Origin of the sequence: Clostridium ganghwense (assembly GCF_026735165.1) — a bacterium.
Classification (GTDB): domain Bacteria; phylum Bacillota; class Clostridia; order Clostridiales; family Clostridiaceae; genus Clostridium_H; species Clostridium_H ganghwense.
This window is the reverse complement of record NZ_JAPQES010000009.1, coordinates 1-14,575: the sequence shown is the minus strand read 5'-3', so window position 1 is coordinate 14,575 and position 14,575 is coordinate 1. Positions and strand designations below refer to the sequence as shown.

The window sequence follows — 14,575 nt, the reverse complement described above, 5'->3', positions numbered from 1 at the left end:
TATGAAGATAAAAACAAATGTTTTTTCTTGTTCTTTTGGAATGAAAATAGAATAATTGAGAAAAACTGTAATTCAAAGTATAATGAGATATAAGAAAATTGTACTAGCTGTTGGAAAGCAATATTAAAATCGTGGAGTGATATATATGAATAAAACAAAAAATACAATATTTACAGCTGCTATAAAGGTTTTTTCTACTAATGGATATAATGGAGCTACTATGGATGATATTGCATTGAAAGCAGGAGTGGCTAAAGGAACATTATATTATCACTTTAAAAGCAAAGAAGAAATTTTTAAATATATAGTTAGAGAAGGTATGAATGAAATAAAAGAAAATATTCAAGAAGCTGTTGATAGAGAGCAAGATTGTATATTAAGATTAAAAACTTTATGTAAGGTTCAGATAGATTTAGTATGTGAAAATAGAGATTTTTTTAAAGTTATAATGAGTCAGCTTTGGGGAACGGAGTTAAGACAATTAGAACTTCGTAAAGTTGTTCAAGATTACATTCTACTATTAGAAGGTTATTTAAAGGTTGGAATTGAAAAAGAAGTTCTTGAAAAAGGAAATCCTTCTCTTATGGCATATACTTATTTTGGAGCTTTATGTTCTACTATAGTTTATCAACTTATAAATGAAGATAAAAATGAGACTGTTAATTTTGATGAGATAATACATAATTTAACTGATTATTTGTTAAAAGGAATGGTAAATGCAAAATGAGATGTAATAAATACATCTCATTTTTTATATTTTTCCTGAACGAATCAAGGATATTAGAAGCCAAAATCCCATAACAGCTGCAATTCCATAGCCTATAAGTCCTATTATAGATATATCTTGATATTTAGGACCTATATTTGTATTTAAAATCAAAGATGAGCTAATTATCATTGAGGATATTACAAGAGCAAGTATCATTCTATTAGCTATTCTATTTAGTTGGTTTACATTTTTACTTAAATCTTTATGCTCTAGTTGAATTTTAGCTCTACCTTGCATTATACTGTCACTTAATTCTATTATTTTAGTTGGCAGTCGAGTGGAGTCTTTTGCAAATAAAATAAGTCTAATTAAGGCATCATCCATATCTATAGTATCAAAGATAGAAAATTTATTATTAGATTTAACATAAGGTATAATTATATCTAATATTTGAAGGTCTGGAGCTAGTTTTGTTAGCACACCTTCTATAATTACCATACCACGCATTAATAAAGTAAAATCCTTTGGTAGTCTAATATTATTATGCTTAGCTGTATCAAATATGTCTTGAAGCATAACAGATACTCGGATATTATTTAATGATGTTGAAAGATAACTATCCATTAAGTAATCAATGTCTTCAAAAAGCTTATTTCTATTTACATATCCTTTTTTTATGCCAATAGCCATAATTACAGAAATAAGCTTGTTTATATCTCTATATGCTATAGCAAGCAGCATATCATTTAAGGCATCTTTAAAAGAATTAGAAAGATTACCTACTATACCAAAATCTATATAACATATTTTACTATCTTGTATTAGTAGATTTCCAGGATGGGGGTCTCCGTGAAAAAAGCCATCTTCAAATACTTGCTTAAAAAAAGATAAAGCTAACTTTTTACCCACATCATATGGTTCATAACCTTCATCAATCAATTTTTTCATATTATCTATTTTAAAACCATTTATTTTTTCCATAGTTATAATCTTTTTAGTAGATAAACTATGTACAATGTATGGGGCATATACAGGAACAATATCTTCATTTAAAAGTCTGAATTTATCAATATTTTTTGCCTCATTTTTAAAATCTAGTTCTAGTTCTGTAGCTATTTTAAGTTCTTCTAAAGCTTCCTTAGGATCAATAAGGGCATCTATAAATCCAGCCTTAGTTAGCTTTGAGATTTTATGTAATATAGATATATCAAGAGCCATTTTTTCTTCAATTTCAGGTCTTTGAATTTTAACTATTACTTCTTTACCATTTTTCAAAATTGCTTTATGTACTTGAGCCATTGATGCAGATGCAAGAGGTAGTTTATCAAAGCTTTTAAAAACTTCATTAAGAGGTTTCTTAAACTCACTATAAAAAACCTTGTTTATATTATAGAAAGATTCACTTTGAACGTTATCTTGTAATTTTGATAATTCGTCTATATATTCTGGAGGAAGTATATCTGGTCTTGTACTTAATATTTGACCGATTTTTACGAAAGTAGGACCTAATTCCTCAAAAGCTTTTCTTAAATTTACTGGTGCTTTATTATCATTTTTAATCTTGCTATCTACAATATATCCAAAGCCGTAATAGGCAAGTGTTTTTACTATTTCTCTAAATCTTTGTACTGAGTTTTTAGACATACTATACCTCACTTCAGTATTAAGATAAAAGCCCTAAACTTTTGTTAGGGCTTCTAAAGTTATTCAGCGCTTTGTTCTAGTTTAGCAAGTCTTTCTTTTATTTCTTGGATTTCAGTTTTGGTTGCAAAGTTCATTTCAGATAAAAGTTCTTTCATTTCTTCTTTAGTTAGAGGTTTTACTTTGTCAGCAGTTTCTTTTGTTTTATCCTTTAGAGTTCTTTTTAATTCTTGAGATAATTCTTTACCTTCATCAATAGTTAGTTTTCCTTTAGCAACCATATCATCGACTAATTTTGTAGCTTTTTCATAAGTATAGGCAGCTGATCCTATACCAGCTAAAATGATATTTTTTATTTCATCTACCATAATATTATACCCCCTAATTTTAAACAGCTTTCAAAATTATATTATAGATATAGTATACTCTTTTATTTATATTTCATGAGTGAACTTTTGTAAAATTAATAAAAATTTTATAAAAATAACCAAATATATAATGTAGAGGTTGACATTATTAAAAAACTGCAATAAAATATTAGAGTAAAAGTTAATATGCACTCGTAGCTCAGTAGGATAGAGCGTCCCCCTCCTAAGGGGAAGGCCGGGGGTTCGATTCCTCTCGGGTGCACCATACATTAAATATTAAAAATACTCATCTAAGAGAAATTCTTGGATGAGTATTTTTGTGGTGGAGATTGTTATACAAATATACTTATTTTATATTAATTTACAATATTTACAAACAAAATATAATATATTATAATATAGTACAGTATAGGAGTAGTTCGTCTGAAGGGTGTGAAAATTATGATGTCAAATGAAGTGTTTTTTTTACAAAGGAATATTGAACAAAAAAGAGGAGTGTTAAATTCACTAATTACAAAAACTGAAAATTTATTTAAAGAAGATGATATAGTAAGGTTAAGTCAAGAATTAGACGAGCTTATAATTCAATATTATAAGTTTTGATTTTGTTAAGAAATTATAGAAATTAAAGTTATGAGGATTTTAGTATATAAAAAATTATAAGCAAACAATATAATTTTTTAATAAGAAGTTATACTAATATTAATGAGTAGAGATGAAGTTTATAGTAATTTAATCGATATAAAATAAGTGCATATAAAATGCAAATATAGATATGATATAAGTTAATAATACAGAAAGGAATATTAAAATGGGATATAATGTATTAGATGTAATCGATAAACTTATTATGATTAAACAAAAAGTAAAAGGAATTTATATAAATATTTCGTATATGGATATAGAAGAACAAGCAATTAAGTTAGTAGCAACTGCACTTGCACAAGTGCAAGAAAAGCATATTAAATATTATGAAGAGTTAAGGAACAAAATTGGAGAAAATACTGAAGAAATTGATTTTGTAATATATGATAAAATTTCATTTTTAATCGATGAATATAAAAACAGAGTTGATATTTTTGAAGTAAAGCCTAAAGATATCAAAGAAATTTTAAATTTAGCATTTGATTTTGAAAATAAGAATGGTGCTTTGATAATAGATATTCAGGGTAGGTTAGTAAAAAAAGAGTCAGATGTAGAAACTAAAACATATAGAATTTTATCAGAAATACTACAAAAAGAGCAAAGTTATATTAAAGAGTTAAAATCTATTTTAGAATATGGAATGAAAAATAATAATATAGTATAAAAGTATGCCTTTGTAATATATTGATATTATAAAGGTTATTATTATGCCATAAGACGATGAAAATTATAAAGTAAGAGGTAATGAAAATGAATAAAATATTTATGAAAAAGGCATTAGAAGAGGCAAAAACAGCTGAATACCTTAATGAAGTACCTGTAGGTGCAGTAATAGTTAGAGAAGGAAAAATCATAGCTAGTGCTCATAATTTAAGAGAAACATTAAAGGACTCAACAGCCCATGCAGAAGTAATTGCTATAAAAAAAGCATCAGAAATTTTAAATAATTGGAGATTGAATGAGTGTGAGATGTATGTAACTTTGGAACCATGCCCTATGTGTGCGGGTGCTATTCTTCAGTCACGTATAAGAAAACTTTATATAGGTACTTTTGATCCTGTAGCTGGTTCCTGTGGTTCTAATATTAATGTAGTACAGAATGAGGCATTGAACAGTTTTATAGAAGTTAACTGGATGTATGATGAAAGATGCAGTGATATTATTATAGATTTTTTCAAAAGAAGAAGGAATAAATAGTTAAAACATGTAAAAACTATAAATTATGATATAATAATATTGTAGGTTTAAGGTATTATGGAGAAATGTCCGAGTGATTTAAGGTGCTTGACTCGAAATCAAGTGAACGGTGTATGTCGTTCCGAGGGTTTGAATCCCTCTTTCTCCGCCATAATAAAGGGTTTCAGCTTGATTTGAGTTGAAACTTTTTTAGTGTTTTTTATTTTTTAAGAGGGGAGATGTTACTTTATGAATGAAATTGAATCATTAATTCCTCATAGATTTCCATTTCTGTTTGTTGATGAGATTCTTTCTGCAGAAAAAGATGAAATTGTAGGTATTAAAACTTTTGATGATTCTTTTAGCTTTTTTCAAGAGGGTTTTTCAAAACAAAAAATAGTATCTAATGTGATACTTGTTGAGTCAATGGGGCAATGTGGAGGTGCAGGTATAAAGAAATTAGGCATAGGTGGAGATGCATTGTATGGATTTGCGGTTATACAAAATGTTCAATTTTTTAGTAATGTTGAATTCGGACAAACAGTTAAAATGGTAATCAAGAATCTTAAAATATCAAATAAGGCGATAAAGCAATCTGGAACTGCCTTTTGTAACGACAAAGTAGTTGCAGAAGCAACTTGGATGTGTGCAAGACTTTCATAGAAAACTCTTAAATAAAATATCATATTAAAAGTGACTGTTGAAATTATAATTGAATCTATTACAAAAAATAGATAAAATTAATTAAAAGGAGTTGAATATAATGCCGCAAATAAAAGTTAGAGGAATGAAGGTTGAAAATGTTTGCAAAATAAGCAAAGAATTAATTGATGAACTAGAAAAAATAATAGGATGTCCTAGAGATTATCTTACAATTGAACATATGAATTCAATTTTTATTATGGATGGTGAAAAAGTAGAAGGATATCCATTTATAGAAGTTGCTTGGTTTGATAGAGGGCAAGAAATACAGGATGAGGTTGCTAAAGTAATAACTAAATATGTTCAAAGTCAAGGATATGAAGGTGTAGATATTATGTTTACCGTATTTGAAAAACATAGATATTATGAGAACGGGGAGCATTTTTAATAAAAAAGTTCATGCTAAAAGCGTGAACTTTTTTATTAGAAAATAATAGGGAGATCCCCTAAACATCATTAGAAATACATGGATTAAATTGTATTAAACCTTAACATATCTTAAAAAGATATACATTTTTAGATTATTGTAACGATAATTATAAGTAAGAGTAGCTTTTATATTAATAAATTATTATATATAATGGAAAATGAATGTGCAAAAAGGGATTTAAGGACAGTTAGGGGTTGAAAAAGTTGAAAAGAAGGTTTAGTATATTAGCAATTTTGCTAGTTAGTAATTTAACGCTTAGTGCGTGTAGTATTAAGAATCCATTTAAAAAGAATAATTCTGAAACATCAGCTAAGTCTACTGAAGAACAGACAAAAAAAGATGGACAAAAGGTAAGTATAGTTGATGATTTTGCAGAAAAGAAAAAACAGATTGAAAATAAATTTATGAACAAGAGAAAGTCTCTTGAAAATGATAGGGATACTAAAAGTAAAAAGTATTTAGCTGCAATTGATAGTGAAATAAGTAAAAATGATACTGCCCAAAAAAAAGTATATGATGATAAAGTAAGCAATGCATTTGTAGACTATACTGCTAATTTAACTATAGAAGCAGGAGCAAAGAAGAGTTTAATAGATGATGAATATGAAAATGAGAAGAAAAAAATTGAAGATGAATATGATGCTGAAGTTGAAAGAAATACAATAGTACCACAAAATAATTTAACATCTAATTCTCCAGAGAAAAATAAAGCAGAAAAAATATTTAAAGCAAAAAAGAGTAAGGCAGAAAAAGAAAAAAATTTAAATAATAAAAGTGATGCTAGGCTTACTGATAAAATTATAAGCCAGGCAAATTTAAAAAGCACTTATGATAATATATGGAAAAAATACAATGAAAAACTGAAAGTTGCTAGAACTGAAAGAGATAATAATAAGACAGCCTTTAAAGAAAAAGTAAAAAAAGATTATGATGAGAAATTCAATAAGCTTAGCGAAGAAGGTATAATGACAGATACAATTTGGCTTAACTTAATATTAGAAGAAGATAAAAAAATTACAGACTATAGTAATGAACAAGATCTGCAATATAATAATACTGTAGATACAATAATTAAGTGGAGAGATAGTACGCTTTCTAATTTACTTAAATAATATACTTTTTATGAAAATTTTAGATAAATTGATTTATTATTAATTATATAGAACATACTATAATAGTAGTTAATCAATTCTAGCAATAAATATCTTTATAACTATTGAAATATATATAAATAGATAGTATAATAGTCTATGCTGATTGAAATTAAATAATGAGTTATGGAGAGATGTCTGAGTGGTTGAAGGAGCACGCCTGGAACGCGTGTGTAGGGGAAACTCTACCGAGGGTTCGAATCCCTCTTTCTCCGCCAAGAGTCGTGCTAGACGGGAAGTTAGCGGTGTCCTGCACCTGCAATCCGCTATAGCAGGGTTGAATTCCCCGTCGAGGCTTTAAGATGTGAGGTCTGGCCTATATAAGTGGCGTTGATAATTGGGCCCCACGCAACGGAAACTCATGAACCCCGTCAGATCCGGAAGGAAGCAGCGGTAAGTGAGACCTTTCGTGTGCCGTGGGTAAACCTGATTTGAGTTAACTGTATAGGTAACGCTCATATCTTACTGTCGACATGGGGTGCACGATTTTATAATGTCAGTAATAAGACGCTTTTATAGCGTCTTTTTTGTATATAAAAAAACATTCATAATTATGGTATAATAATTATTACACAATTAATAATTAATAAATATAGAAGATTAAAATTCAGAGTGGAAATTGGGGAAAAGATAAGAGGTGTTTTAATTGGCATATACTGCTTTATATAGAGAATGGAGACCTAAAATTTTTGACGAGGTGGTAGGGCAAGGACATGTTACTATAACTCTAAAAAATCAAATAAAAAATAACAGAATAGCTCATGCTTACCTTTTATGCGGAACAAGAGGAACAGGGAAAACATCTACAGCAAAGATTTTTTCGAAAGCAGTGAATTGTCTTAATCTTCAAGATGGAGAGCCGTGTAATGAATGTGAAATGTGTAAAAAGATAAATGCAGGGCTTGCTATAGATGTATCAGAGATGGATGCTGCATCTCATAATAAAGTAGATGATATTAGAGAACTTATAGATGAAGTTAAATATCCACCAAGAGAAGGAAAACATAAAGTTTATATAATGGACGAGGCACACATGCTTACTCAAGGGGCTGTTAATGCCTTTTTAAAAACTTTAGAGGAACCCCCTGAAAAAGTAATTTTCATTTTAGCAACTACAGATCCACAAAAGTTACCTATAACTATTTTATCAAGATGTCAAAGATTTGACTTTAAAAGAATAAAAAGTGACGATATTTTTGAAAGATTAGTTAAAATAACTAAGGAGCAAGGAAATCTATCTGATAATAAAAGTCTAGAGCTTATTGCAAGAATGTCAGATGGAGCTATGAGAGATGCTTTAAGTATATTAGATCAAGCAATATCCATGGGTAATGGGAATGTGGAATATGAGCAGGTTATAAATATGCTGGGGCTTGTTACAAATGAAAATTTATTAAAGCTTACAGATAAAATTATAGATAAGAATGTAGAAGAAGCGATAAAAATAATTGATAATATAGTTTATGGTGGTAAGGATATAAATTTATTTATAAAAGATATGATACATCATATGAGAAATCTTATGATGGTAAAGGTTAGCCAAAATCCAGAAGAAGTCTTGGATATGTCAGAAGAAAATATAGAATTTATAAAAAGTCAAGGTAGCAAGATAAGAATCGAAGAAATAATGAGATGTATAAGAATACTTCAAGAGGCGGAAGAACAGTCTAAGTGGAGTAAGCAAGGAAGGATATATTTAGAGCTTGCTGTAATAAAAATGTGTAAAATAGAATATGATACATCTAAAGAAATAATATTAGCTAGACTTAATAAGCTTGAGAATATGATTAAAGAAGGTAAGATAGAAATAAAAAATCAAAATACCAATAATCAAAACTATAAACAATCAGCAAAGGTTATAAAGAGTCAAATTACTAAAACTCCTGATAATAAAATACATACTGAGAGTGCTATAGAGTTAAATACAGATTCAAAGTTGGTAGTTGAAGATGTGAAAAAGTCTTGGAAGGATATTTTAGAGATATTAAAAGGAAGAAGACTTATGGTGTTATATGCATCTTTAGTTACCGGGAATATAGAATCTTGTAAAGATGGAGTAGTAGAAATCAAATATGATGATCAATATGCATTTAATATAAAAAGACTTCAAAAAGATGAAAACAGAAAAATAATAGAAGATATTTTTTCTGAGGCACTAAAAGAGAAAATTAGAATAAAATATACTGTAGATAAAAAACAAGAGGTTTCAAAGTCTCGTGAAGAAATTCTTAAAGAGACTTTTGGAGAAGAATTAGTAGAAATAATTGATGAATAAAATTGTAGATGGTAAAATATTAAAAGACTAAGAAATAGGAAACCAAATAATAAAATAGTAAATTACAATTAGGAGGTAAAATTATGGCAAAAGGTGGATTCCCAGGAATGGGCGGAATGAATATGAATAATTTAATGAAACAAGCACAAAAAATGCAACAACAAATGGAAAAAATGCAAGCTGAATTAGAAGAAAAAGAATTTACATCAACAGCTGGTGGTGGAGTTGTTAAGGTTACAGTTAATGGTAAAAAACAAATTGTTGATATAGAAATAGATCCTGAAGCAGTAGATCCAGATGATGTTGAAATGCTTCAAGATTTAATTCTAAGTGCATGCAACCAAGCTTTACAAACAGCAGATGTAGAAACTGCGAGTGAAATGAAAAAACTTACAGGTGGACTTAACTTACCTGGAATGTTTTAATTATTGAGGTGACAGATTTGGACTTTTATCCTGTAGCTATAGAAAAATTGATAGAAGAGTTTGCGAAATTGCCAGGAATTGGATATAAGACAGCTCAAAGACTTACTTTACATGTACTAAATTTGCCAAGTGAAGAGGTTAATGAATTTGCAGAAGCTTTAATTAAGGCGAGAGGTACAATACGATATTGTTCAGTATGCGGTAATTTTACTGATAGTAACCCTTGTGCAATATGTTCTAATCCAAGTAGAGATCAAAGTACTATATGTGTAGTTGAACAACCAAAGGATATTATGTCCGTAGAAAAGATAAGAGAATATAATGGTGTTTATCACGTATTACATGGAGTAATATCACCTATGTCTGGTAAAGGACCTGAAGATATAAAGCTAAAAGAGTTAGTGCGAAGAATAAATGGAGATGTTAAAGAAGTAATAGTTGCAACTAACCCTAATGTAGAGGGTGAAGCTACAGCTATGTATATATCAAAAATATTAAAACCTCTTGGTGTTAAGGTAACTAGGATTGCTCATGGAGTACCTGTTGGAGGCGATTTAGAGTATGCTGATGAAGTAACTCTATCTAAAGCTATAGAAGGAAGAGTAGAACTTTAATTATATAAAATGAATAAAAGCTTCTGATTTGTATCAAGATTAAAGATACGAAGCAGGAGCTTTTATTTGCATATAAATAGTAGTTTTATTAATAGAATATATTATAAAATATGAATATAAATGGAGGGATAGTATGGAGTATATTGCCTATTTTATAGGAGCTATAATCTTACTATTTTTAATGGCAAAGCTTTTAGCGTGGCCATTAAAAATTTTGTTTAAGCTTTTAATAAATGGAGTTTTAGGAGCAGTTTTATTATTAGTATTTAATTTTTTAGGTAGTTATTTAGGCTTTAGCATAGGAATAAATGCATGGACAGCATTAATTGCTGGATTTTTTGGAGTACCAGGAGTAATATTCTTAATTATCTTTAAATTATTATTATAAATTAATAGATTTCGACATGAGAAGTATTTTATGTAAAATTGTGTTTTATCTTGACAGTGTTATTGTTAATCTGTTACAATTTATTTGTATAGCTGTTATAGTTGAAAGACGCTGAAAATGGAATATAATAATGTTCTGTTGTACTAAAATAACAGAATATTATTATATAACATTAAACGTTTTCACATAACTGTTATACAATAGTATATAAATATTTGTTTATATATATTAATTAAGCTAAATTTTGTTACGAAGATGAAGGGAGGAAAAATCAATGGATAAAAAATTAGTTGAAATTCGTTGGCATGGTCGTGGTGGACAAGGTGCTAAGACTGCATCACTACTACTTGCTGAAGTTGCTTTTAATACTGGAATGCATATTCAAGGTTTCCCAGAATATGGTCCAGAAAGAATGGGTGCTCCAATAACTGCTTATAATAGAATAGCTGATTTTGAATTAAGAGTACACAGCAACATATATGAACCAGACTTTGTTGTTGTTGTTGATGAAACTTTATTAAAATCTGTACCTTGTACAGCAGGTGTAAAAAAAGACGGGGCTATAATAATCAACACTAAAAAGACTCCAGAAGAAATAAGACCTGAATTAAATGGATATGAAGGAAAAGTTTACACAATAGATGCAAAAGGTATTTCAGAAGAAATATTAGGTGCAAACTTCCCTAATACTCCAATGCTTGCAGCAGTAGTTAAAGTAAGTGGAGTTTTAGAAGTAGACCAATTCATAACAGATATGGAAAATTCATTCAGCCACAAATTTGCTAACAAACCACATGTTATTCCAAAGAACATGGAAGCTCTTAAGAGATCTCTTCAGGAGGTGAAAGGAATTGAGTAAAAGAATGAATGTAAGTCCAGAAACTAAATGGCATGAACTACCAATCGGTGGTGAAGTTCTTGATGCAGGTAATGCTGCAGATTTCAAAACTGGTGACTGGAGATCAATGAAACCAGTTTGGCATGAAGATAAATGTAAACACTGCATGTTCTGTTGGGCTGTATGTCCTGACATGTCAATCGAAGTAAAAGATGGCAAAATGGTAGGAATAGATTATGATTTTTGTAAAGGTTGCGGAGTTTGTACAGCTCAATGTAAATTTGGTGCATTAGACTTCGTAATAGAAGAATAGGAAAGGAGGAAGTAAAATGGCTAAAGCTGAACAAATAAGAAAAAGTTTAAGTGGTAATGAAGCTGTTGCTACTGCTATGATGCAAATCAATCCAGATGTAATGGCTGCATTCCCTATAACACCATCAACAGAGGTACCACAATATTTTTCATCATTTAAAGCAAACGGATTATGTACAAGTGAATTTGTACCAGTAGAATCAGAACATAGTGCTATAAGTGCTTGTATTGGAGCGTCTGGAGCAGGAGCAAGAGTTTTCACTGCAACTTCTGCAAATGGATTAGCTCTTATGCACGAAATGTTATATATCGCTGCAGGTGATAGATTACCAATGGTTATTGCTGTAGTTAACAGAGCGTTATCAGCTCCAATTAACATACATAATGATCACTCAGACTCAATGGGTTCAAGAGACTGTGGATTTATCCAAGTTTATGCTGAAAACGTTCAAGAAGCATATGATAACTTCATTCAAAGTGTAATAGTAACTGAACGTCCAGAAGTTATGACTCCAGCTATGGTTTGTTATGATGGATTCATTACATCTCACGCTGTAGAAAACTTATACATGATGAAAAACGAAGATGTTCAAGGATTTGTTGGAGAAAACAAGAGAAGCGGAGACGGTCTTCTTGGAAAAGAAAACAAATTAATAGGTGCATTAGCTCTTCAAAACTTCTATATTGAAATGAAAAGACAACAAATGGAAGGTTTAAGCAATGCTAAGAAAGCATACTTAGAAGTAGCTAAAGACTTCGAAGCATTAACAGGAAGAAAATACGGATTATTCGAAGAATATAAATTAGAAGATGCTGAATATGCTATAATTATTATAGGATCATCAGCTGGAACAGCTAAGAGATGCGTTGATAACTTAAGAGAACAAGGCGTTAAAGCTGGAGTTCTTAAAATAAGATTATTCAGACCATTCCCAGGTGAAGAAATAGCTGAAGCTCTTAAAAATGTTAAAGCTATCGCTATAATGGATAAGGCTGAAGGAATGTCAGGAAATGGTGGACCATTATTTACTGACGTTGTAAGTTCTTTATACGGAAGAGTAGATAACAAAGTAATAATGAGCTTCATCTACGGATTAGGTGGAAGAGACGTTAAAGTTAGCAGTATAGAAAAAGTATATGATGCTTTACAAAACGCTGCTAAAACTGGCGAATATGAAAGATACAATTACTTAGAAGTAAGAGAATAGGAGGTGCTGTAAATGGCAACATTAAAGGAATTAACTAGTGTTGAAGAGAGAATAACTGGTGGACATAGAATGTGTGCTGGTTGTGGTGCTCCAATGGTAGTAAAATGGATTATGAAAGCTATAAAAGAAGGAGATCAAGCTGTAGTATCTAATGCTACAGGATGTCTTGAAGTTTCATTTGGAGTTTATCCATATAGTGCATGGAAAGATTCTTACATTCATACAGCTTTTGAATGTGCATCTGCTACAGGTAGTGGTGCAGAAGCTGCATACAAAGCATTAAAAGCAAGAGGTAAAGTTGCAGATAACTATAAATTCATAACATTTGGTGGAGACGGTGGTACTTATGATATCGGATTCCAATCTCTATCAGGAGCTATGGAAAGAGGACATGACATGCTTTATGTTTGTTACGACAACGGAGCATACATGAACACTGGTATCCAAAGATCATCTGCAAGTCCTGCTGGAGCTGATACAACTACAACTCCTCAAGGATCACAATCTTTAGGAAAAGAACAATACAGAAAAGACTTAACTAAAATAATGGTAGGACATCACTTACCATATGTAGCTCAAACTGTTCCTGTAATGCCTGGAACTAAATACATGATGGATTTATACAATAAAGCAGATAGAGCTATAAATGAATTTAAAGGCGCTACGTTCATGAACGTATTAACTCCTTGTCCAAGAGGATGGAGATGTGATACAGCTACTGAACTTGATTTAGTTAAATTAGCTGTTGATACTTGCTGGTGGCCTTTATATGAAGTAGTTAATGGACAATATAAATTAAGCTACAAACCAAAAGAAAAATTAGCTATAGAAGAATGGTTAAAACCACAAGGAAGATTCAAACACCTATTCAAATCAGAAGAAGGAAAAGCTAAAATTGCTGAAATCCAAGCTGAAGTTGATAGAAGATGGAATGAATTATTATTCCTTTGCGGAGAAGAAGCTTAATATAAAGAACAATATAAATAAAAAACCATTGATGATTAATTTATCGATGGTTTTTTATTTGATTTTTTTAGAATTTGAATATTTTTATTTATTATAGAAATCATAATAGGTAGAAATAGATATATTAGAAAATCTATAAGGGATTCATGCAATATAAAAATAGAGTGTACTAATATATTTTTATATTTATGTAGGGGAAAGTGGCATAACTATAATGATGTTTTTTCATAATTTAAATAAGTTTGAAAAAGTCTGGGATTAAGATAGTGTCGTTATAGATACATAAAATATAGTGTTAACACAAAGAATATATAATATTAAACATTATATTTAGATGAATATTTTTAAAATGTATTATATACTTAACCAGGTGTATCAATATGAGAAATATTAAGAAATCAATAGAAAATAAGATGAATATTAATTTAATTTGATAATATGCAGTATTTTATATACTTTTTGCGGAATATTTATGATAATATATTTCATGTCGTCAGGACAGGCAAACAACAAATGAAAATATTAAAAAACATTTAAAAAGTTGTTGACAAATCTGATGAAAAATGTTACACTGAATAAGTCGTCGAAAGATGACGAAAGATTGGTCTTTGAAAATTAAACAGAAGTAAGGAAACACAGTCAGTCAATAAATTTGAGTAAAGATTAAACTTTTAAATTGAGAGTTTGATCCTGGCTCAGGACGAACGCTGGCGGCGTGCCTAACACA

17 protein-coding genes, 3 tRNA genes and 1 other RNA gene are annotated in these 14,575 nt (G+C 29.8%); 19 read left to right on the top strand and 2 right to left on the bottom strand.

The window, feature by feature from the left end:
* The first annotated feature begins 145 nt into the window (after window positions 1-145).
* Window positions 146-727: a TetR/AcrR family transcriptional regulator gene (locus tag OXH55_RS19110; RefSeq protein WP_268051754.1), complete on the top strand. Its 582-nt coding sequence runs from the start codon at window positions 146-148 to the stop codon at window positions 725-727.
* Between the two features lie 24 nt (window positions 728-751).
* Here the strand turns inward: OXH55_RS19110 and OXH55_RS19105 are convergent, their stop codons facing one another.
* Both OXH55_RS19105 and OXH55_RS19100 read right to left on the bottom strand, forming a co-directional pair.
* Window positions 752-2,353 (bottom strand): ABC1 kinase family protein, encoded by a 1,602-nt coding sequence (locus OXH55_RS19105; protein ID WP_268051753.1) that lies wholly within the window; start codon window positions 2,351-2,353, stop codon window positions 752-754.
* A 59-nt stretch (window positions 2,354-2,412) separates the two neighbouring features.
* Complete coding sequence (locus tag OXH55_RS19100; protein WP_268051752.1) at window positions 2,413-2,718, bottom strand: phasin family protein; 306 nt, start codon at window positions 2,716-2,718, stop codon at window positions 2,413-2,415.
* A 188-nt stretch (window positions 2,719-2,906) separates the two neighbouring features.
* Between OXH55_RS19100 and OXH55_RS19095 the strand changes: the two genes are divergently transcribed.
* From OXH55_RS19095 to OXH55_RS19010, 18 genes are all read left to right on the top strand, one after another.
* Window positions 2,907-2,983: transfer RNA gene (locus OXH55_RS19095), tRNA-Arg, on the top strand.
* A 176-nt stretch (window positions 2,984-3,159) separates the two neighbouring features.
* Window positions 3,160-3,321: an aspartyl-phosphate phosphatase Spo0E family protein gene (locus OXH55_RS19090; protein WP_268051750.1), complete on the top strand. Its 162-nt coding sequence runs from the start codon at window positions 3,160-3,162 to the stop codon at window positions 3,319-3,321.
* Window positions 3,322-3,529: 208 nt separating this feature from the next.
* Window positions 3,530-4,027 (top strand): hypothetical protein, encoded by a 498-nt coding sequence (locus tag OXH55_RS19085; RefSeq protein ID WP_268051749.1) that lies wholly within the window; start codon window positions 3,530-3,532, stop codon window positions 4,025-4,027.
* 86 nt (window positions 4,028-4,113) lie between these two features.
* Entirely contained in the window at window positions 4,114-4,560 is a 447-nt protein-coding gene (locus OXH55_RS19080) for a nucleoside deaminase (protein WP_268051748.1), read from the top strand.
* A gap of 59 nt (window positions 4,561-4,619) precedes the next feature.
* Window positions 4,620-4,711 (top strand) — tRNA-Ser (locus OXH55_RS19075).
* A gap of 77 nt (window positions 4,712-4,788) precedes the next feature.
* On the top strand, window positions 4,789-5,202 hold the full coding sequence (locus OXH55_RS19070; protein WP_268051747.1) for a 3-hydroxyacyl-ACP dehydratase FabZ family protein: 414 nt from the start codon (window positions 4,789-4,791) through the stop codon (window positions 5,200-5,202).
* A 100-nt stretch (window positions 5,203-5,302) separates the two neighbouring features.
* Complete coding sequence (locus OXH55_RS19065) at window positions 5,303-5,629, top strand: DUF1904 domain-containing protein (protein WP_268051746.1); 327 nt, start codon at window positions 5,303-5,305, stop codon at window positions 5,627-5,629.
* Between the two features lie 245 nt (window positions 5,630-5,874).
* Window positions 5,875-6,783 carry a hypothetical protein gene (locus tag OXH55_RS19060; RefSeq protein ID WP_268051745.1) on the top strand — a complete coding sequence of 303 codons (909 nt, stop codon included), beginning with the start codon at window positions 5,875-5,877 and terminating at the stop codon, window positions 6,781-6,783.
* A 167-nt stretch (window positions 6,784-6,950) separates the two neighbouring features.
* Window positions 6,951-7,040, top strand: a tRNA-Ser gene (locus tag OXH55_RS19055).
* A 4-nt stretch (window positions 7,041-7,044) separates the two neighbouring features.
* Window positions 7,045-7,308, top strand: an RNA gene (ffs, locus tag OXH55_RS19050) — signal recognition particle sRNA large type.
* 160 nt (window positions 7,309-7,468) lie between these two features.
* Window positions 7,469-9,097 carry a DNA polymerase III subunit gamma/tau gene (gene dnaX, locus OXH55_RS19045; protein WP_268051744.1) on the top strand — a complete coding sequence of 543 codons (1,629 nt, stop codon included), beginning with the start codon at window positions 7,469-7,471 and terminating at the stop codon, window positions 9,095-9,097.
* Window positions 9,098-9,180: 83 nt separating this feature from the next.
* Window positions 9,181-9,522 (top strand): YbaB/EbfC family nucleoid-associated protein, encoded by a 342-nt coding sequence (locus OXH55_RS19040; protein ID WP_268051743.1) that lies wholly within the window; start codon window positions 9,181-9,183, stop codon window positions 9,520-9,522.
* Between the two features lie 17 nt (window positions 9,523-9,539).
* Window positions 9,540-10,136: a recombination mediator RecR gene (gene recR / locus OXH55_RS19035; RefSeq protein WP_268051741.1), complete on the top strand. Its 597-nt coding sequence runs from the start codon at window positions 9,540-9,542 to the stop codon at window positions 10,134-10,136.
* A 133-nt stretch (window positions 10,137-10,269) separates the two neighbouring features.
* Window positions 10,270-10,524 carry a pro-sigmaK processing inhibitor BofA family protein gene (locus OXH55_RS19030; RefSeq protein WP_268051740.1) on the top strand — a complete coding sequence of 85 codons (255 nt, stop codon included), beginning with the start codon at window positions 10,270-10,272 and terminating at the stop codon, window positions 10,522-10,524.
* Between the two features lie 274 nt (window positions 10,525-10,798).
* Window positions 10,799-11,383: a 2-oxoacid:acceptor oxidoreductase family protein gene (locus tag OXH55_RS19025; RefSeq protein WP_268051739.1), complete on the top strand. Its 585-nt coding sequence runs from the start codon at window positions 10,799-10,801 to the stop codon at window positions 11,381-11,383.
* Window positions 11,376-11,675 (top strand): 4Fe-4S binding protein, encoded by a 300-nt coding sequence (locus OXH55_RS19020; RefSeq protein WP_268051738.1) that lies wholly within the window; start codon window positions 11,376-11,378, stop codon window positions 11,673-11,675. Before OXH55_RS19025 ends, OXH55_RS19020 begins: the two co-directional genes overlap by 8 nt.
* A gap of 16 nt (window positions 11,676-11,691) precedes the next feature.
* Entirely contained in the window at window positions 11,692-12,882 is a 1,191-nt protein-coding gene (gene porA / locus OXH55_RS19015) for a pyruvate ferredoxin oxidoreductase (protein WP_268051736.1), read from the top strand.
* A gap of 12 nt (window positions 12,883-12,894) precedes the next feature.
* Window positions 12,895-13,848, top strand: a complete 954-nt coding sequence (locus tag OXH55_RS19010) for a thiamine pyrophosphate-dependent enzyme (RefSeq protein WP_268051735.1) — start codon at window positions 12,895-12,897, stop codon at window positions 13,846-13,848.
* Window positions 13,849-14,575: the final 727 nt, after the last annotated feature.

Bases quoted from the DNA above. Each gene is read 5' to 3' on its own strand.
- OXH55_RS19080 (WP_268051748.1), top strand. From the start codon at position 4,114: ATGAATAAAATATTTATGAAAAAGGCATTAGAAGAGGCAAAAACAGCT.
- OXH55_RS19085 (WP_268051749.1), top strand. From the start codon at position 3,530: ATGGGATATAATGTATTAGATGTAATCGATAAACTTATTATGATTAAA.
- OXH55_RS19105 (WP_268051753.1), bottom strand. From the start codon at position 2,353: ATGTCTAAAAACTCAGTACAAAGATTTAGAGAAATAGTAAAAACACTT.
- OXH55_RS19010 (WP_268051735.1), top strand. From the start codon at position 12,895: ATGGCAACATTAAAGGAATTAACTAGTGTTGAAGAGAGAATAACTGGT.
- OXH55_RS19090 (WP_268051750.1), top strand. From the start codon at position 3,160: ATGATGTCAAATGAAGTGTTTTTTTTACAAAGGAATATTGAACAAAAA.
- OXH55_RS19110 (WP_268051754.1), top strand. From the start codon at position 146: ATGAATAAAACAAAAAATACAATATTTACAGCTGCTATAAAGGTTTTT.
- OXH55_RS19100 (WP_268051752.1), bottom strand. From the start codon at position 2,718: ATGGTAGATGAAATAAAAAATATCATTTTAGCTGGTATAGGATCAGCT.
- OXH55_RS19030 (WP_268051740.1), top strand. From the start codon at position 10,270: ATGGAGTATATTGCCTATTTTATAGGAGCTATAATCTTACTATTTTTA.
- porA (WP_268051736.1), top strand. From the start codon at position 11,692: ATGGCTAAAGCTGAACAAATAAGAAAAAGTTTAAGTGGTAATGAAGCT.
- OXH55_RS19025 (WP_268051739.1), top strand. From the start codon at position 10,799: ATGGATAAAAAATTAGTTGAAATTCGTTGGCATGGTCGTGGTGGACAA.
- OXH55_RS19065 (WP_268051746.1), top strand. From the start codon at position 5,303: ATGCCGCAAATAAAAGTTAGAGGAATGAAGGTTGAAAATGTTTGCAAA.
- OXH55_RS19040 (WP_268051743.1), top strand. From the start codon at position 9,181: ATGGCAAAAGGTGGATTCCCAGGAATGGGCGGAATGAATATGAATAAT.
- OXH55_RS19070 (WP_268051747.1), top strand. From the start codon at position 4,789: ATGAATGAAATTGAATCATTAATTCCTCATAGATTTCCATTTCTGTTT.